At 48.7% G+C, this 18,656-nt stretch carries 16 protein-coding genes; 11 read left to right on the forward strand and 5 right to left on the reverse strand.

Annotation, left to right across the window (positions count from 1 at the left end; genetic code table 11):
* Positions 1 to 3: 3 nt before the first annotated feature.
* The 7 genes from PPG34_RS13625 (at position 4) to PPG34_RS13655 (ending at position 7,315) form a co-directional block, all read left to right on the forward strand.
* Positions 4 to 270 (forward strand): helix-turn-helix domain-containing protein, encoded by a 267-nt coding sequence (locus tag PPG34_RS13625; RefSeq protein ID WP_313833961.1) that lies wholly within the window; start codon positions 4 to 6, stop codon positions 268 to 270.
* Between the two features lie 285 nt (positions 271 to 555).
* Positions 556 to 1,533, forward strand: coding sequence for a PhoH family protein (locus tag PPG34_RS13630; RefSeq protein WP_313833962.1), 978 nt, complete (start codon positions 556 to 558; stop codon positions 1,531 to 1,533).
* 78 nt (positions 1,534 to 1,611) lie between these two features.
* Complete coding sequence (gene ybeY, locus PPG34_RS13635; RefSeq protein ID WP_313833963.1) at positions 1,612 to 2,064, forward strand: rRNA maturation RNase YbeY; 453 nt, start codon at positions 1,612 to 1,614, stop codon at positions 2,062 to 2,064.
* Positions 2,064 to 2,969 (forward strand): signal recognition particle-docking protein FtsY, encoded by a 906-nt coding sequence (gene ftsY, locus PPG34_RS13640; RefSeq protein WP_313833964.1) that lies wholly within the window; start codon positions 2,064 to 2,066, stop codon positions 2,967 to 2,969. The genes ybeY and ftsY overlap by 1 nt, the downstream gene beginning before the upstream one ends.
* Positions 2,970 to 5,117 carry a M1 family metallopeptidase gene (locus PPG34_RS13645; RefSeq protein WP_313833965.1) on the forward strand — a complete coding sequence of 716 codons (2,148 nt, stop codon included), beginning with the start codon at positions 2,970 to 2,972 and terminating at the stop codon, positions 5,115 to 5,117.
* A gap of 14 nt (positions 5,118 to 5,131) precedes the next feature.
* On the forward strand, positions 5,132 to 6,232 hold the full coding sequence (locus PPG34_RS13650) for a TolB family protein (protein WP_313833966.1): 1,101 nt from the start codon (positions 5,132 to 5,134) through the stop codon (positions 6,230 to 6,232).
* A gap of 51 nt (positions 6,233 to 6,283) precedes the next feature.
* On the forward strand, positions 6,284 to 7,315 hold the full coding sequence (locus PPG34_RS13655) for a phosphatase PAP2 family protein (RefSeq protein WP_313833967.1): 1,032 nt from the start codon (positions 6,284 to 6,286) through the stop codon (positions 7,313 to 7,315).
* A 132-nt stretch (positions 7,316 to 7,447) separates the two neighbouring features.
* Here PPG34_RS13655 and PPG34_RS13660 read toward each other — a convergent pair whose 3' ends face one another.
* The 4 genes from PPG34_RS13660 to PPG34_RS13675 form a co-directional block, all read right to left on the reverse strand.
* Positions 7,448 to 9,181: an ArnT family glycosyltransferase gene (locus PPG34_RS13660; protein ID WP_313833968.1), complete on the reverse strand. Its 1,734-nt coding sequence runs from the start codon at positions 9,179 to 9,181 to the stop codon at positions 7,448 to 7,450.
* Entirely contained in the window at positions 9,150 to 9,473 is a 324-nt protein-coding gene (locus PPG34_RS13665; RefSeq protein WP_313833969.1) for a lipid-A-disaccharide synthase N-terminal domain-containing protein, read from the reverse strand. Before PPG34_RS13665 ends, PPG34_RS13660 begins: the two co-directional genes overlap by 32 nt.
* A gap of 99 nt (positions 9,474 to 9,572) precedes the next feature.
* Positions 9,573 to 10,343 (reverse strand): glycosyltransferase family 2 protein, encoded by a 771-nt coding sequence (locus tag PPG34_RS13670; RefSeq protein ID WP_313833970.1) that lies wholly within the window; start codon positions 10,341 to 10,343, stop codon positions 9,573 to 9,575.
* Positions 10,344 to 10,503: 160 nt separating this feature from the next.
* Entirely contained in the window at positions 10,504 to 11,073 is a 570-nt protein-coding gene (locus tag PPG34_RS13675) for a hypothetical protein (protein WP_313833971.1), read from the reverse strand.
* Between the two features lie 327 nt (positions 11,074 to 11,400).
* Here PPG34_RS13675 and PPG34_RS13680 point away from each other — a divergent pair, with 327 nt between their 5' ends.
* From PPG34_RS13680 to PPG34_RS13695, 4 genes are all read left to right on the forward strand, one after another.
* On the forward strand, positions 11,401 to 12,831 hold the full coding sequence (locus PPG34_RS13680) for a class I SAM-dependent methyltransferase (protein ID WP_313833972.1): 1,431 nt from the start codon (positions 11,401 to 11,403) through the stop codon (positions 12,829 to 12,831).
* A 387-nt stretch (positions 12,832 to 13,218) separates the two neighbouring features.
* Entirely contained in the window at positions 13,219 to 13,536 is a 318-nt protein-coding gene (gene tatA / locus PPG34_RS13685) for a twin-arginine translocase TatA/TatE family subunit (protein ID WP_313833973.1), read from the forward strand.
* Between the two features lie 124 nt (positions 13,537 to 13,660).
* Complete coding sequence (gene tatA / locus PPG34_RS13690) at positions 13,661 to 13,954, forward strand: twin-arginine translocase TatA/TatE family subunit (protein WP_478219264.1); 294 nt, start codon at positions 13,661 to 13,663, stop codon at positions 13,952 to 13,954.
* A 518-nt stretch (positions 13,955 to 14,472) separates the two neighbouring features.
* The gene (locus tag PPG34_RS13695; RefSeq protein ID WP_313833975.1) at positions 14,473 to 16,083 is read left to right on the forward strand and encodes an alginate export family protein; all 1,611 of its coding nucleotides are present in this window, start codon (positions 14,473 to 14,475) and stop codon (positions 16,081 to 16,083) included.
* Positions 16,084 to 16,597: 514 nt separating this feature from the next.
* On the opposite strand, the gene PPG34_RS13700 is transcribed toward PPG34_RS13695, so the two are convergent.
* Entirely contained in the window at positions 16,598 to 18,439 is a 1,842-nt protein-coding gene (locus tag PPG34_RS13700) for a caspase family protein (RefSeq protein WP_313833976.1), read from the reverse strand.
* Between the last annotated feature and the right edge of the window lie 217 nt (positions 18,440 to 18,656).

Here is an 18,656-nt window from a genome sequence, read left to right on the forward strand (position 1 = left end):
CAAATGAAGGTAAACAAGAAAGATTTTGTCCGGGCTAAGGTGAATCGTAAGATTTCTCCTGGTGAGATGCTTAAAACACTCAGAGAATTACAGGAATTGACTCAAAAGGACTTAGCTGACCAAACTGGCATTTCCCAATCCAACATCTCCGCAATGGAAAATAATGTCAGTCAAATAGGTCGAGACAGGGCATTAGCCCTAGCCAAAGTGCTGAAAGTACATCCTGCCGTTATTCTGTTTCCAGACTTTGATATTGCCCACGTCGCGTAGGTGAGGGATTATATGCTAGGTTTCGTCCCCGCGCGACGAAGTTCTTTTGTTTCGGCAAAAGGACCTCGTCATGCAGGGGCGAAACCCTGCTATAAAAATAAACCTGTATTCCCAAAAAAATGTCGGGAACGACGGTTAGGAACACTTTCAGGCCGTATCCAGTTCGGTCGAATCCCGACATAAAATCATTGAGAACGGATGTTTCTGTTGAGCCCCCCACCCCCCTTTGCTAGAATGACCTTGTTGTGTATTCCTAAATAATTCAGGAGGTTTCGAACGTCTCACGTGCGGAAAGTTAAACTTCGCGAAGGTGTGGATCTGGCTAATCTCTATGGGCCGCGGGATATGCATCTGCGGTTAATTGAGGATGGCCTGCGGGTTCGGGTATCGGCCAGGGGTGATGAAGTTACGCTCGAAGGCTTGCCGGAGGCGGTCGGTCGTGCCGAGCATCTGTTATGTGAGTTGGCGGAACGCACAATCGGTCGGCGTCAATTAAAGTCCGAAGATATTACGCGGGCGCTTCGTGCAACCGAAGAGGATTCCTCATCCAAGCCTGACTTTCCCAACCCTGCCCCTCTCTTTACGCCTAAAGGGTCCGTGGTTCCCAAGACCCCTTCTCAGCATGTGTATGTGGAGGCCATTCAAAAACATGATTTGGTCATCGGAATTGGTCCGGCTGGAACCGGCAAGACGTATTTAGCCATGGCCATGGCATTGGGCGCATTGATGCGGAAAGAAGTGTGTCGGATTGTGCTGGCGCGACCGGCGGTTGAAGCTGGGGAGCGATTGGGGTTTTTGCCTGGTGATATGTTTGCCAAGGTACATCCCTATTTACGCCCGCTGTATGACGCTTTGTATGGCATGATGGAGATGGATCGGGCTAATCGCCTGATTGAGCGGGGGGATATTGAGATGGCCCCTTTGGCATTCATGCGGGGACGCACACTCAATGATGCCTTCGTGATTTTAGATGAAGCGCAAAATGCCACAGCAGAACAAATGAAAATGTTTTTGACGCGCCTTGGATTTAATTCAAAAGCCGTGATTACTGGTGATATTACCCAAGTAGATTTGCCACCGGATCGGACCTCGGGATTAATCCAGGTCACCGAAATTCTCCGGGCGGTGGAGGGTATAAAATTTGTGTATTTTCATGAACGCGATATCGTGCGGCATCGGTTAGTGCAGGATATTATTAAAGCCTATAATCAATATGGAAATGGGGCTGGGGATAGTCAGACACGATCCGACGGTCCGAAGTAATCGTCTTTTCCTTCCTCACTGTTCGCGACCATTTTCTCAACAGCCTTTCAATCACTGACTTGCAGAATGGTGGGTCCCATGCCAGTCTTCGTTCATAGCCAAGTGCGTCGAGTTGTGATTCAAACGGCTGTTGTAAGTCGAGTGGTTCAGAAGCTACTTACCCTGTTAGGGGAGACGGCCTCCGAAGTGAGTATCGATTTTGTGGGAGATGCCCGCATGCGACATTTGAATCGTGCATATCGGCGAAAAGACAGAACAACGGATGTTCTCGCGTTTGCGAGTCGAGAGGCGGGTGGTCCTCATTCCCCAATGCTTGGGGATGTCGTGGTGTCAGTCCCGGCGGCTATGCGTCAGGCCAAAGAATTGGGTCACGCATTAAATCAAGAGCTGGCTCGTTTGTTAATTCATGGTTTATTGCATTTAGTGGGCTATGACCATGAACTTGGAGCCAAGGAAGCGCAACGGATGCGACGCAAAGAAGAGAAACTTTTTGCCGCCCTCAAACCCTTACCGAAATTGGTGACTTGTTAATGGGGTGGATTGATCGTCTCAAAGAAGGGTTGACGAAAACCCGGAAGAACGTTCATCGGTCGATGCTTGAGTTGGTCGGCCAGGGCCATGATCCGGCCGTATTAGAGGATGTTGAAGCCTCGCTGTTGGGAGCCGATGTTGGGGTGCGGGCCGTCGATCGGTTGATGACCCGTCTACGGGATGAAGTGGGAAGTGATCCCATTCAGACTTTAAAAGATACCTTGGTGGAAATTCTGAATCCGGCTCAATCCGATTCCTTGGAAACAGTGATTCGTTCAGGGCCCAAGCCGTTTGTCATTTTGGCGGTTGGCGTGAATGGGGTCGGGAAAACCACGAGTATGGCCAAACTGGCGAGTCGATTGAAGCGTCAAGGATTAACACCCTTACTGGTGGCCGCTGATACGTTTCGCGCTGCAGCGACGGAGCAATTGGAAATCTGGGGCACGCGGATTGGCGTGGATGTGATTAAACATCGGCAAGGCGCCGATCCTTCTGCCGTTGTCTTTGATGGGCTCGCGGCGGCCAAGGCTCGTGGGGTAGATGTTGTGTTAATCGATACGGCCGGTCGGTTGCATACCAAAGTGAATTTAATGGATGAGCTAAAAAAGATGAAGCGGGTGCTTGATCGCGAAATGCCCGGGGCCCCGCATGAAGTGCTGCTCACCTTGGATGGAACAATTGGACAAAACGCCCTTGCGCAAGCGAAACAATTTCATGAAGCCGTAGGTGTCACGGGCTTGGCGTTGACCAAGCTCGATGGTACGTCCAAGGGCGGAGTCGTGGTTGCCATTGCCGAAGAATTGGCAATCCCTGTGCGTCTCATTGGCGTCGGCGAACAGGAAGAAGATTTGCAAGATTTTCATGCTCGAGAGTTTGCGGACGCCCTGCTTGGAGTTCAAGCCTAAATGAGCCGATTGATTGTGGCAGTGGCCTGTAGTGTACTGATATGGCTAGGTCTTGGTGTATCGAGTGCCGCTGCCGAGTTGATAATTCAACATCATGAATTAGTAGTAGAGCTGAATCCAACGAATCATACGATTACGGGCCAGGACACCATTCAATTGGTTGGAGTGCCCGGTGATCATCCGGTTGTTCATTTGAATTTGCATCCGGATCTGGAAATTCAAGAGGTGTTGGTGGGTGGGAAGGCCTTAGATTTCTGGGAAGAAGCTCTTCAAGCTTCCAAGAACGGTCCAGGTGTCGAACCCTCTATGGTGACGCGAACAGTTGAAATTCCTATTCCTTCTCTCTCTGATACTCAAAAGAGAATATCTCTAAAAATATCATATCGTGGAGAAATTAATGATCCCCCTCGTGCTGCGCCCGGTTTGCGTTTTGTGCGACCCGATAAAACCAACGGACATATTGGTGAGGAGGGCGTGTATCTCACGTCTGAAACTTCTTGGTATCCGGACATTCTTGGATCGCTGGCGACTTTTCATGTCACAATCACTCTCCCTAAAGAGTGGAGGGCTGTCACCCATGGCCGTGAAACGTCGTATGTCGTTGAAGGGGATGCCTCAACCGCTGAATGGCATATTGAGGCGAACACTGAAGCCTTAACATTGGCGGCCAATCGATTTGTGAAACATCAACGGCTATGGCAAGGCATTGAACTGTCAACCTATTTGTTGGAGGAGAATGGTCATTTAGCTGAGCAGTATTTAGAGGCCAGCGCTGGGTACCTGGCATTCTACTCTGAGATGTTAGGACCATATCCCTTTCCTAAATTTTCCGTGGTGGAAAATTTTTTCCCAAGCGGGCTAGGTCTGCCCTCGTTTACATTATTGGGGAGCGGCGTGATAAGGCGCGGGTATACGCAGCCCTATTCACTGGGTCATGAAGTAGTGCATTCCTGGCTGGGGAATTCCGTGTTGAACCAATTTGAAACGGGTAATTGGGTGGAAGGCCTGACCACCTATCTCTCGAATTACTATTACGAGGAACGTTTCGAGGGCCCTGAAACTGCTGTGGCGCATCGCCAGAGGATGATGGTGGAGTATAGTTTGTACAGCTCACCGAAAAATGATTATCCGGTAGTGAAATTTCACCACAAGGAAAATCGCTTGGATAATGCTATTGGGTACCAGAAGACCGCGATGGTGTTTCATATGTTGCGACGGCGGATTGGTGACTATGCCTTTTTTCGAGGGGTTCGTCAGTTGGTGGCGGATTATACCGGTCGCTATGCCGGGTGGAATCAAGTGCAACGCCAGTTCGAATTGGCTGCAAGAGAAGATCTTTCATGGTTTTTTACCCAATGGGTTGAACGGCCTGGGGCTCCGAAACTGGCGATTCGAGAGGCACAGATCGAACCTGGAGATGGATCGGGGTTTTGGATTCGTCTTCGAGTCTCTCAGGGAAAAGAGCGGTTCCGCTTGCAAGTACCAGTTGTCATTCAATTGGGTCAGGGTAAAGATTTTCGTGTGCTCCTTGACCTTCGAGAGAAGGAGCAACTGATGTCGGTATGGGTGCCAGCCAAACCAGTCCGCCTCACGCTTGACCCAGAATTTCAAGCCTTTCGTCGTTTGGCAAGAAACCAAATTCCTCCCATGCTGAACCTTTGGGCCACGGATGAGCATCGAGCCGTGTCTTCCCCGCCATCTGAAGCGGATCAAGAAGCGTATCGAGCTGCCCTTGATCGCATTCACTCTCAAGAGGAGGAAGTCGTGTGGTTAAAAACGGGGGCTCGGTTTAAAAATTCGCAATCAGTGTTGGCATTTGGCGGGCCTGAGCAGAATGCAACGACGGCCGAGGTGATTGGCTGGTGTGGTTCGCGCATAAAAGTGGACGGACAGGGGGTTACGATTGAGGGCACAACCTATTCCGGAGAACAGACGGCGATACTGGTGAGCTGTGCGAACCCCAAACAGCCTTCTCATGTTGGGACGGCGTTTTTTGGGTTATCCCCAGGGGCCGTTAGGCATGTGGCCCGGCTTCTCTTTTTTTATGGATGGGATAGTTATTTGGTGTATCAACATGGAAAAGTGGTGGCCCGCGGTTCATTTGCTCCTCAGGTCAAAGAGTTTACCGTGAAATTGCAAGCTGCCTAAGGAGAATGTGGCATATGAAAAAAGCGAAAATCGCTGTCGGAGTGGTCGCGTTAGGTGTGGTGAGCTTAGGTTCGTGGGCCTATGAAAGCGGGGCAGGGGAATCACCGGTAGTTGAATCCGCTGCCCCTTCGGGAACCGAACGCCACTTGGCAAATATTCGACAACTGACTCATGGTGGGAAAAATGCGGAGGCGTATTTTTCGTTCGATGGGGACCGTTTAATTTTTCAGTCGACGAAAGATCCGGCAAGTCAAACTCTCCAAGACTGTTATCAAATGTATGTTATGGATCTAAACGGGAAACACACGTATCGGGTGAGCACGGGGTATGGCAGCACCACCTGTGGCTATTTTTTCCCCGGAGGTCGACGGGTGCTTTTTTCATCCACACATGCAGCGGATTTGAAATGCCCCCCTAAGCCTGAGCGTACGGCGAAGTATCGGTGGGCGCTGGACGACTATGATATTTATTCGTCCCGACTTGATGGGCGGGAAATGCAACGTATGACGATGACCCCGGGATATGATGCCGAGGCGACGATTTCGCCTGATGGACGCTCTATTGTGTTTACTTCGGTCAGAGATGGCGATATCGATCTCTATTCCATGAAGACAGATGGTACGGGTGTGAAGCGTTTGACTACCGAAGTGGGTTATGATGGCGGGGCCTTCTTTTCCCCGGATAGCAAGCGAATTGTGTACCGGGCTCAGCATCCTCAAACTCCAGAAGAGCTTCAAGCCTACAAAGACCTGTTGGCTAAAAATTTGGTAGAGCCTGGCAATCTTGAAATTTTCATCATGAATGCGGACGGGTCAGATAAGCGGCAAATTACCTCGAATGGCGCATCAAATTTTGCCCCCTATTTTCATTTTGATGGGCACCGCATTATTTTTTCTTCAAATTTGTCGAATCCTCCAGATGCCAAGGGGCGGCCATCGTTTCAATTGCATCTTGTGAATGAAGATGGCACTGGCACGGAACAGATCACCTTCATCGGCCATTTTAACAGCTTTCCCATGTTCTCTCCCGATGGGAAAAAACTCGCCTGGGTATCGGATCGCAACACCAAGGCCCGCGGTGAATTTAACGTCTTCCTTGCGGACTGGGTTCCGTAAGGAAGGACAGCTTTTTACCTCTTTGTGTTCTGATGTTCCCATGAGGGTATATTGAGTCGATTCAAACCCTTCGTCATTGTTTTTCTTTCCTGCCTGGTTTTTTTTCTGTCCCTCTATGCCGTGTCTCAGCTGGATTATCGAGCAATTTTGTTTGTGCGCTCGTTAAATGAGCCAGTCATCGTCGAATTAGGAAATCTGGGGAATCGTCTTGGGGATGGCGTCACGTTGGTCCTGCTGAGCCTAGGCTTTTTTCTTGTGGGATACGTGTGGAAAAAGGACGCGTTTCGCCAAACTGGTATCGATAGCCTGGTGGCCCATGCCTTAGCTGGCATTGCGGTGCAAATTCCTAAGCACCTGATTGGACGTCCCCGACCTCGATTTGCGCACCAAGATGCATTTGACTATGGACCGTCGTTTCAAGGCGGTCTCGATGCGTTTCCTTCGGGGCATTCCGCGGCATCCTTTGCCGTGGCCGCGGTATTGGCCCGGTACTTTCCTCAGATGTCCTGGCTCTGGTACGGCGCGGCTTTCTTTGTAGCCTTGAGTCGCTTTCTGCGGGGTTCTCACTTCCCGACAGACGTGCTCGCTGGTGCAGCACTTGGATATTTGGTCGGATACGTTTGCGCACGACCTTATAAGGAATGGCGACAGTCGTTGTGCCAGGCGCTTCCGCCGGGATTGCCTCTCCTGGTTGGCGGGCTTGCTCTTTTCTGGATTACCTTCCGTCAGCCTCTTTCCGGAGGATTGGCGGTAGCGATGGATTGGGTCGGCCTGCTAATGCTGTTTGGTGGGATTGCGGCGCGCTGGAATTTTGTCTGGAAAAATCTTTATGCGCCAGTATCCTCACAAGGTATCATGTTTCAAGGTTCGTTATGTATTGGATTGGGATTGGCGTTGACCACGCACTCTCTCTTGGTAGTGCTGTTGGCTGGCTTTGCCAGTGTGGTGTGGTGGATTCAGTTTTTTGGGGAAGAAGAAACCCTTGATCAACCTTCGATGGCCCGAGAAATTTTCCTGGGTGTGTTTCTGGTTGGGGCGATGATTACTTTGCGAGGGCTCAACGGCCTAATTCCCTTGCAATAGGGGAAACGTGAACCGTAAATCGGGATGCGTAATCCGTGAATCCCAAAGTAATCTTTTAATTAATCGATCCTTTTGTGACCTGCCTACCTTGTTTCCTCCGCTTCAGACGTAACGTCTTACGTTTTACAACATTTAATGAATCAATGCTTCACTCGAGAGCAGAATCCAACCATAGCGTTGCAGCACTGGGGTAAATTGAGAAACCGGATGGGGGAGTCGGGGGTGGTGATTGGATTGGAGAATTACCATCAGGCGGCCCTTTTTTTCTAAATGCGGTTGAAACAGTTCATCCTCCCCAGGACTTATGAAGTGGACCTTGCGTTTTGAGTAAAACACTAAGGATGGACGTTTTCGTCCAAATTGAATGAGCGTATCTTCTGGTCCAAGATTGAGCCCGGCGATGGTGGCCAACTCTTGGGGAGGATTAATGAAATATTTACCATAGTGAGGCAAGGCAAAGGCGACGATCATAAGGAGCATTATTCCTATGGCACTGGAAAGAAACCAAAATGCATTCGGTCGTTTCGTGTCGTGCCCTACCAAATGACGAAAGATGACCACGGTAAGAAAGACTCCTGCGCCTAAGACCAGTGGCGTATATCCCACTCCGACTTTTTCAGCCACCGGAAATTCCTGGGCGATTTTGGATTGAAAGGTTTCGTAAATCGCCGGGAGCGAGACCAAGGCAATGCTGAGCAGGTAGCCCGTGCCTAGGATAATGCGAACGGAAAGTTTGAGCCCGGAAGGGGATTCTTCTGTGAGACAACGGGACCACAATACGGCGACCATCAATGAAGCCGCCGGAAAAAGCGGTAGAATATAATGAGGGAGTCGCGTTGCTGAAATGGTAAAAAATATTAAAACGCCAATGATCCAGAGCGCCGCAAACAATAGCAGGCCATCTTCTCCTTTGGCGAGTTTCTGTCCCGATCGGAATAATTTCCAGTCCTTCAGCGATTGATAGAGCGCCACAGGAAGAAAACCACTCCAGGGGAAAAATCCCACCAATAACACGGGGAAGTAAAATAGCAAGGTTCCGCCATGGCCTTCCATGGGATTTGCGAAACGTCCCGTCGTGTTCGCATGAGCGGCAGCGGCGTAGTCTGCGCCGTGGATTACAAACATGGCGATGTACCAGGGCGTCGCGATCATGAGAAACAGCACCCAGCCGACAATGGGGTGGCCTTGGGAAAAATAGGACTTCCACTGACGGGTCAGCGTGAGATAGGGGATGACGGCAAGCAAGGGGATAATGAGGCCAACCGGGCCTTTCGCGAGCATCGCCATGGCCATGCCAATGTAAAACAGCCAGAGAAAATGGCGTTGGCGACCTTCGCCATGAAAGCCCAGCCAAAAACTATATGTGCTCAAGGTTGTAAAAAATACGAGTTCGGGGTCGGTCATGACCATGCGATGCAGACCGACGAATTCTGCATTCAGCAAAAGAATGAATGATCCGCAAAGGGCAATGGTCGATCCTAATACTCGATTCAGAAACCAATACTGGAGAAAAAGTAAGCCGAGTCCGAATAGGGCCGATGGCAAGCGCGCAGTAAATTCATTGATGCCGAGCAAGGCATAGGTGCTACTGATGACCCAATACACAAACGCTGGTTTAGCATACCGGGGCTCGTAATTGAGGGTAGGAGAAATCCAATCTCCAGTTTCGAGCATTTCGCGTGCGGCTTCGGCATTGCTGCCTTCGTCGCGGTCGGTGAGGCCGATGTCGCCAAGCCCGATCAATAAAAGCAAGACTCCGAAGATGAGAAGAAAAACAACATGGAGCGTTTGTGTGGAAAACGGGAGGGAATGGGATTCGGTTGGAGTGGGGTGATCAACCACTGGCGATTCGCTTTCCTTTGCCATGAATCAACATCAAATTGCGAAGGTACACAAAGGACCCGATGCCCTGCCCGACCATAAATACCGGATCGCGGCGATGGACAGCATAGGCAAAGACAATGAGGCCGCCTATGAGACTCATGTACCAAAAGGCTAACGGCATTTGGCTTTCGGCTTTACGCTCGGAAGAAATCCATTGGATAATCCATCGAGAAAAGAACAGGCTTTGCCCGAAAAATCCAATACCAAGCCAAACGGTTTCCACAAAGGTCAATCCGGCAAAGTAGGCGTTGATATCAGAGAGAAATTCGCTCATTCCTTGAATCCTAATCAGTACACAAAAAGAAGAAGGCGGTAGATGTACCTCACTCGGGAGTGGTTTGTCGAGGAACGAATGGGATTGAGGCCGAAGAGGTCATTGAAGTTGTGAGGGCGGAGGGTCGGCGGATTTTGTCTGGTGGTTCACAATTTCATAACGAAAACACCGTTTTTGCATCCATCGGACAGCGATGAGATCGTACAGACCGGCAAAGAGGCGATTGCCAATGCCGTATTTGGATGTTCCATGGGCTCGCGGAAAATGTTGCACCGGAACTTCGGTAACAGAAAAACCATACATTTTGGCGAGTGCAGGAAAGAATCGATGCATGTTGTGAAAAAGAGCAATGCGCTTAATCACGGATTGTCGAAATATTTTTAGGGAGCACCCGGTGTCATGAATGCCATCATGGATGACGGCGTTTCGAATCAAATAGGCGGTCCGTGAAGAAATTTGTCGAATGAGATTGTCCAGTCGTTTTTGGCGCCGGCCACAGACCAGATCGTAATCTTTGGTGAGGGGCAGGAGCTTGGTAAGGTCTGCTGGATCGTATTGAAGATCTCCATCCAACGTGGCAATCAGTTCGCCCTTGGCATGGCGAAATCCTGCATCGAACGCAGCTGTTTGCCCGTGATTTCGATCGAGATGCAAGACCCGTACTTCTGGGGTCTGTTGGCTGATTTCATCTAATAATACCGAACTCCCGTCCGTGCTCCCATCGTCGATATAGACAATTTCAAAAGGGGCGCTCTGCGACTGCTCCAGTTCTCCTAATACTTTTGTGAGTTGATTGGTTAAGGGATGGAGGTTGTCCCGTTCATCTTTAATGGGAATGACGATAGAGATCCAGGGTGGAGGGGATGTCATGAGCGGCTGGTATCTTTCAATGGCAAGTCGGGATTGTTTCTTTAAGAATGAAACGTTCGGAAATGTGTTTGCGCTGGGAGGAAATCTATTTGATCAATTAGTTGAAGTATTCTACTCAAATTGCAAAAGAAGGGTCAATTAAGGTGTATTAAGGATATAACTAAGAATTCTGGGTGACACGGAATCGCATAGTGCCCATTTTTGTGACCGCATTGGCTTCATATCCCACATAAATATCAATGCGATATTGCCCGGCTTTCCATCCAGTTTCTGGGGGAGGGAAAAATTTAAGATACCCGCTCTCATCTTCCAATGACAGGTACACTACATCTTCATCGAGCATTTCTTCATTGGGCCACTCCGCAATCGTATCAGGAAACATCTGCCCAATGACTTGATATGCCGCGAAATGCTTGAACACACGAAAGACGACATAGACTGCTGGAGAATTGATGGAAAATTCTTCCGTGGGCCTAACGGGGTAATAGAGATTTCCACGACGAAATTCTAGGTCTTCATCAAAATCCTCTGCCAGCGTGATATCTAAAAACAATCCTTCGGGTTTTTGGTCCAAGGATGGCTGATTTTTGGAATCCGAATCTTCGTGCTTTTTATAATAGGGCAGTGGTGTGGGAAGGGTTTCAGTTGGGTTGGAAGGGAGAGTCTCGAATTCAGAAAACCCATGTCGCGTTTCTTTTGGATCGAAGGGTGCCGGCAATTGGGGCGCCACGGTGTTTTGTTCCTGGGTCTGGGCTAAACCTGGTTTGATCACAAGGGGAGTGAGACTGAATATTATGAATAGAAAACTAATCAGCCTTTGGTGGCCAGGAGGAAATATAAAATAGGCGCGGAAAGATTTTTTGTTCAAGGGGTTCATGAAGTGTAGGTAAATGCAGAACCTAAATTCGAGAAAATGTTCACGGACCATCCTCTCTACCCAGCATGCTTTCATTCTGTCAAGAGGAAGTCACTTGCTTGCGGGCCCAAAAACCGGTTTGTTAGAATCCGGTCCCCTTGACCTGATTGTTCATAACTAGACTTCTCCGAGGTGTATTATATGGCAGCTGAAGCAGCCGCAACCGATGATGCTCTTCCCCAACTTCTAGGCGATTTTTCGCCTGTTGATGTGTGGCAAGTTCACATGAATCAGTTGTTCTATGCTCTACGGGGTGGGCAGCTTCGTGATCTCTATCAAACCTTTGCCGCTGCCGATTACCGTTTGGGCTTTGCCCTCGCGGCGGATTATGTGGCGCGGGTGCAACAACGCGAGAAATCCAATCCTTCGGCAGCTTCCCGGGCTCTCATCATTATGGAGTGGGGAGCTGGCAATGGAAATCTGGCGGCCTGCTTTTTAGACCATGTCCAGGCCTTGGATGCTGCAGGTACTTTGTATCCTCGTGTCGAATATATTCTCGTCGATTCATCGGAGGTGGTACTCGAAAGCGCCAAAGCCAACCCCGATTTGTCCAAACATCAAGCGAAAATTAGGTTTGAGCAAGCGCAAGTGCCAGATTTGAAGGCCTTTGCCGATGGGTCGCTGGACCGAATTATTTGTAATGAATTTTGGAATGAATCTCCCACCAAGTTGTTATTACGAAAAGCCGGGGACATCATGGAGGAGCATGTACGTCCCAATCTGAAAGAAACGCGGTTAAAAGATTTTCCCGATTGGCCCGGGTTTATTCATGCATTCGAAAACATTGATGTGCCAACGCTCAAAGGGTTGCCAGTTTTTTTGGAAGACATTGTTTGGGAGAGGGAATATCACAAAATCGAAGCCAAAGACGTGCCGTTTCGTCGTCTCATCACCGATTTTTTAAAGGGAATTGATGAAGAAGTTTTAGTGCCCGCCAATATTGGTGCGGCATTATCGCTGAACGAAGCGAAACGGCTCTTGGCGTCCGATGCGATAGGGCTAAGTGCCTTCGACGCAGGGACCGCAGATCTCTCTGTATTAAATGATCCTGAAAAGCCGTGCTATAACCTCCTTGGTGGGCAATTTAGCTTCATGGTGAATTTTGCCCTCCTTGAAGATGTGGCCAATCAGGTAGGTGGTGGAAAGGTCAACATCGAGGCGCAAAAAGAATTTGTCGGGAGGAATCTTCGAACCAATGTGATGAGTTTGATGGATGTCCTGGCCTCACACCCGCGGTTGCCGGAAGGCGATCAATGGGAGGTAGATCGGTTTATCTTGAAAACGATTGGGGCGATTAACAGTGCCTACCAGAGTCCCTATGAGCGGAAAATCGAATTTCCGATTCCACCGAGTTTGTCCGAGGGACATCGAAAAGAGCTCCAACAACTTCTCGACAGTTTTCAATCAACAGGCGTGCCGGATACCATTGCGTATTTAACGGAAGAAGAAGTGATGGGGGTAGCAGGAAAATTAGAAGAGTTAGGTTATGATCGGGAGACTCTGCGGGCCGTTCTCAAGGCTCCGGCGCAACCCGTAGATTATTTCCATTTCTTTTTTGTCCCAACGGCATAATAAGGAACACGAAGGGTTAAAAAGGTTTGGTTGTTTTGAACGAACCCTTGTAGCTGCCCCATCTCATGGCACTTCGATTGAGAACGTCATTGGCGGGATTGATAAGTAGGTAGTTAGTTTAGCAGAGGCAGCACGAGATGCTGCAGCTACATTACAAGATTATTTGAATAAAAAGCGTACTATCACCTAGGTCAATTTAGCTTGAACTGGAAGAATTAAGTTTCGGGACACAAAAAGTAGGGATGTTTTGAATATCCGTTGATAAATTTTTCTTTCTGTTTTGTGAATTTTTTGTAGATTTCTTGAAATTGAACGAGTATACTGCGCCCGTTTGGTATGGTGCCAATTTGGCGCGTAAGTAAAGTATTACCACGAATGAGGCTGTGAATGATTGGTTCGTTTGGTTGGATGGAACTCCTTCTCATTTTGTTTATCGTGCTCATTATTTTTGGGGCGGGTAAAATTCCGCAACTTGGAGAAGGATTAGGAAAAGCCATCAAAGGGTTCAAGAAATCTGTGAATGAACCAGACGCCATGGATGTCACGCCGCAACCTGGGCAAGAAGGTTTTGAGCAGGGGGCTCCTATGTCTACCCAACAGGTTGCCGACCAAACTGCGGAGCAAGCAAACGTGCCACCTCCTCAGCCTGCGCAACCTGCGCAACAGCCACCAGCGGCGGAACCTCAGGAAACCAGGCAAGGGTAAGACGACCGCCATCAATAGTGAAAGCAGGATTTCTTACGGGAGAAATAGGGCGTGGAGGGAAATGTCCAGCAAACACGGTCCTCTCGATACACGGCAAACATTCAACAATTAGTGGGTGAGACATATGTTTGGGCTTGGGGCAATGGAAATCTTGATCATTTTGGTCATTGCGTTTCTATTGTTCGGTCCCAAAGAACTTCCTGAAATTGGGAAGCAAGTTGGAAAGGCCGTCAAAGGATTCAAAGAGACGGCTGATGATCTTCGGCAGTCGGTTGAACCAGAGATCAACATGATTCAGCAAGAAGTGAAAATGGTTGAGCAAGATTTTGAGTCCTCAATTAAAGAGGCAGAGGAAACCGTCAAAGGCGCGGGAGATTCGGCAACATCAGGAATCAACGACGGACCAAAAATGGGGTAAAGGTTGTTGTTTGTAGCGGCAGCATCTAACGCTGCCAAAATTAGAACATTAAATCGCATTTATCGTAGAGAAAATTCATCAATAAATAGTGAAATGTTGTGTTTTTCACACAGTAATTGTGAATTTAGAAAGAATAGAAAAAATTAAACAATAATACAATCAAAGGGTTGCAATAAAAAACAATTTGGCATAAATTTGGCATTAAGAATTGTCACTAGTGGGCATTATCTAGGATGTTTTACCCGAGTGCCCTAAGGCAACCCATTTAAACCAAAGGAGGGAGGGGACACGAAAAAATTAGAAAGGCATTGCAGGAAAATGGATGTTTTCCTAAAGATTTCAAAGTCCCGTGCCGAACGTGAAGGGACACTAAGGGAAAGAAAGTAAGTAGAATCAACCTTGATTGTCATTTATTAGCTGCAGTCAACACATTAAACATTGGGGTAGTAACGTTGAAAACCAACAACAATTTAGCGAAGAACTATCCCGCGGGGGAACTAACCTACAGGAGGAGTGCAATGAAAGGATTTAGCAACGGTCTCAAGTGGACCACGGCTGCTGTCTTGTTCGTATCGATGACAGCCGCTCCAGCTTTTGCCGCAAAAACCACACCGGCCACGGACAAAAAGACTGATGTCCCGGCCGTCCCACGTGCCATTCCGGATTTAATTCCGTATCACAAGTTCGATCCACCCACAAGCAAGATGTTCGACATCAACAACCTGAACATCACCGGGGATATTCGGGTACGCCCTGAGTTCAGGAATAATACCGCATTTGGTACGGGTGGTTCTATTGCGGTTGGGGCCAATCCGTCGAGTACCTCGCAAAACAATGATTTCTTTGTCCAGCAATGGGTTCGCCTTGGATTTCATTACACTATATCCCCGGATGTCGTATTTTTCTTTCAGCCCCAATATTCTAAAAACTGGGGAGATGCCTCTCCCGCGGCTGGTGCTGGGGACCCAAATGCTAGCAATGGTGAGGGTAACGACATTTTTGCGCGTCAAGCTTTCATGTTGATCCGAAACTTTGGTGTAAAAAATTTAACAGCCAAAATTGGTCGCCAATTAGTTGTATGGGGTAACCACCGCATGTTTGGTCATTTCGACTGGAACAATGTTGGTTGGGCCTTCGATGGTGCTTCATTGCACTATACCGTGAATCCAAACATTTCAGTCGAAACTGCGTGGTTGAGAGTGAGGGAAGGTGAGTGCGCTGGTTCCGGTGCCGGTTCTTGTACTGGTTCGGCTGTTACTACAGGAGGTGGTGTGCCTACCGGTAGTGGTACCGCTGGAGATGCCAACATCATTTTTGTTCGCGCTCCAATGAAGTTTGCAGGTGTGGTGTTGGAACCAACCTGGATTTGGCATGATAGTGGAACGGGTGGTGCTTTGTCAGGTGCCCGTCCGTCCAATCAATCTCGTCATACTATCGGTGGTCGGGTGACTACCACTCAAGCCATTTCGAAAGTCCGTGTCGATGTGACCGGTGAAGGGTACTACCAATTTGGAGAGATTGGCGCCCCTGGCTTAGCACGGTTACAAGACATTGAAGCTTATGCCCTGCATTTCGATGGAGGGATCACCCTTCCTGTGCCTATGCAACCGAGAATCGGTGGTGAATTTAACATCGCCTCAGGTTCTTCTGATGCAAATTCTTGTAGTACCGGTACTGGCACTGTGGCTAATGGTGGTTGTAATTCCGATTGGAGAGGTTTTGATCAATTGTTCCCGACGAACCATATTCACTTCGGGTACATGGACCGCATGGCCTGGAAGAATATGATTCATTTTGCGGCAGGCTTGCAGTTGCGACCGACTGCGGATAGCCACCTGGAAATCACCGGACACAAGTTCTATCTGAATGAAACCAATGACAACTGGTACCAGGCGACTCAGACTGTCTATATTACATCACCAGCCGGAAACCAAGAGGATGACCTTGGTAGTGAAATCGATGTGGTCTATACCATGTTCTTCACACCAGGAAACCATGTGGCTTGGCAAATTGGTGGTGGTGTGTTTTTCCCAGGTGACTTTATTGACGATAATCCCCAATCTGGATTTAACAATGTCGGGGTTGGCAATGAATCCTGGGGTTACACACAACTCTGGATTAACTGGTAATTTCATGTAAGGAGGGGATTTTAACTTCCTTCCCGTTATCCTAAATCCCCGCTGAGGTTAACCCCTCAGCGGGGGTTTTTTTTGTGGGATGTAACCGCATTCCCTCACATGGAACACGCCCTACCCATCATGCTACCAAGCGTTTACAAAAAAACTATGGCCTACTCCTGTAGCTGCGGCTTCTTCCTGTCCTGAGCCATGCCGAAGGGATGCCTCCTCTTATCCCCTTTAAAAACAATGGGCGCCGTAAGACGGCGCAGCTACAGAAAACTGGTTGTGGTATCTCGCTGTGCTTTCCCAATTACCAATAACAATGTATGACGCGTAGCGGCGTAGCTACAGAAGAATGTTTTGTAGCCGCAGCGTCTCACGCTGCCTCTTCCTGACAGCATTGGTTGTACGGGAAAGAAGAGGCACGATGAGATCGTGCGGCTACAAAAGAAAAAATTAACGTTGGTTGGGAGAAAAGAACCTTAGACTGAAGTGAGTTTTTTACGGGAACACAGGTGGGAAATTACTGTGCTAATGGGATTAACGCTTCTGGTGATTGTTTTGGTGGAGGTGATGTGATTTCGGACTTGGATTTCACATCATCAAGAAATTCTGCAAGGGTAATAGTTCCATTGCCATTGGCATCGGCTCTTCCTAAAAGACCAGCGAGAATCTCGGCTGGTCCGTCGTTTCGCCCCCGTGGATTGTGACGAATCTGAATGACCTTCGTTCCCTCCTGAGATGAGAGGGGAAGGCCACTTGCCCATTTAATGGGGATCGATCCATTGGGGCCAACGCTTCCAGCCTGGCGAAGTAGAGAGGTAACCGGAGTATCGAGGATGAGTAAGGTCAGGCGATTCTCCATTTTGCCTAACACTCGTTGGAGTGTTCTGAGAGAGATCAGACGCTTGGCAGAAGCGGTGGGAGATCCTTCAAAAGGGACAAGATACACTTCGCCAGTCGTGGGATGGCTAAGGGCTTGTCCGGAAAAATGAAAAATTAAAACGGAGTCTTTCCCTAAACGCTGGCGGCCCCAGGAAAGCAAGGCTTCTTCAATGTCTGTCCGGGTGGCATGAGATCCTTGAAGCACACGAATATTGTCATCGGAAAATAATCCCGTAGTTCGTAAGGTATCCTTCAAGCCTTGCAGTTGCCTCTTCTGAACTTTATACGCCTTTGGCCATTTTTCACGATACTGGTCCAACCCTATGAGGAGGGCCACATATTTATTGGATGAAGATTTTGGGGCAGGTGTAGTCGCGCCCTGTACCGGAGGGACTTGTCCGCCAGAAGGGTTAGCGGATTGAAGAGCGGTGACAATACGGTGTGACCCGACAATTGAGCCATTGCTGGGCTTTAACGTCACTATCAGTTCACCCTTAGTTTCTGAAATTTGAAAGGGCATTCGTCCGCGGATCTCGGTGGTTTTCGTTTCCCCAGATTGAAAGTCACCAAATAAAATTGGAGATGGCGTCAATTCTGAAAATGCTTTGAGGAGGGTAGGGCTTCCCTCGAGTTCAATATTGACTCCAGAAAGTGTTTGAGCTCCGGAGTTTGTCGCTTCAATTTGCAGGGCCAATGCTTCCCCACCTTCTAAAATAAGATTGTTATTCCCATCCTTGAGCATGGTGCGAAACTTCAAAGCGGGAAGGGTCTGTGTGCGAATGGAGTTTTGTCCCGGAGTAGTCGCCTGAGCCGTCACCGGTTGAGGTGCGTTCTGTCCCATAGCCTGTGGGACCACTGCCACCAGCTGTCTGGCCAATTCTCCAGCCCCTCTGCTGATTTCGTCGTCAAAAGACGATGTGACGCAGGACACGGAGGAGCTGGTAAGGGCAGGGGTCCAAAGTGACGCTTGCGCGCTGTAATTTAACGGCGTTTGAGCCACCTGGTTTCCAGTGGAGTCCATGAAAATCGCCAGCATCTGTAAGTTAACAAAAGCAATATAGGTGTCTTCCTGAGCCATTTTGGTGGCTGGCTGAAAAGATTGATTGATGAGTTGCAAGTGAATGGTCAAATCATTTTGTTGGGAGGCTTGCACCGCCTGTCCTGACCCTGAAAAGGCTGCAACAGAGGCAAACTTTTCCTTCCCGATGGCTAAGAAAGCTTGAGGAATGATTTCTCCCGAGTTGATGGTATAAGGCAATCCGCAGGCATCCACTTCCAAAGTTGCCTGGGTCACGCTGGGATCGAAGGCATAGGCCACAGAAATTTGGAGTGGGGGCTCGGCTTTTTCGCCAAACCCAATGTTGGGCATGTTGAGTTCAGGTATGGCCAGTTCGGGCATGTTTACGCTATTACAACCAAAAAGGGTGTAAATCGCCGTCAATCCTAGTATGGTTCTCAATACTACGGAGTGTCTACTCATGACGGTAACCTACCTGATGGATTCGGGCGATGCAACATCCGTTTATCTCACAACACAATCATCTTTTTTGATTAAAAATGTAGTTATCAGAAAGGAGAAAATGTGGTTGATTCTTGCCAAAATTCCGGCCTCCTAGGAGGTACCGTACCCTTTTAAGTACTGTATTGCAGAGTGTAAAAATTGCATACCCCTCTGGAGGTTTTAGTGATTACTTCCG

This window comes from Candidatus Nitronereus thalassa (assembly GCF_032191465.1).
GTDB lineage: Bacteria > Nitrospirota > Nitrospiria > Nitrospirales > UBA8639 > Nitronereus > Nitronereus thalassa.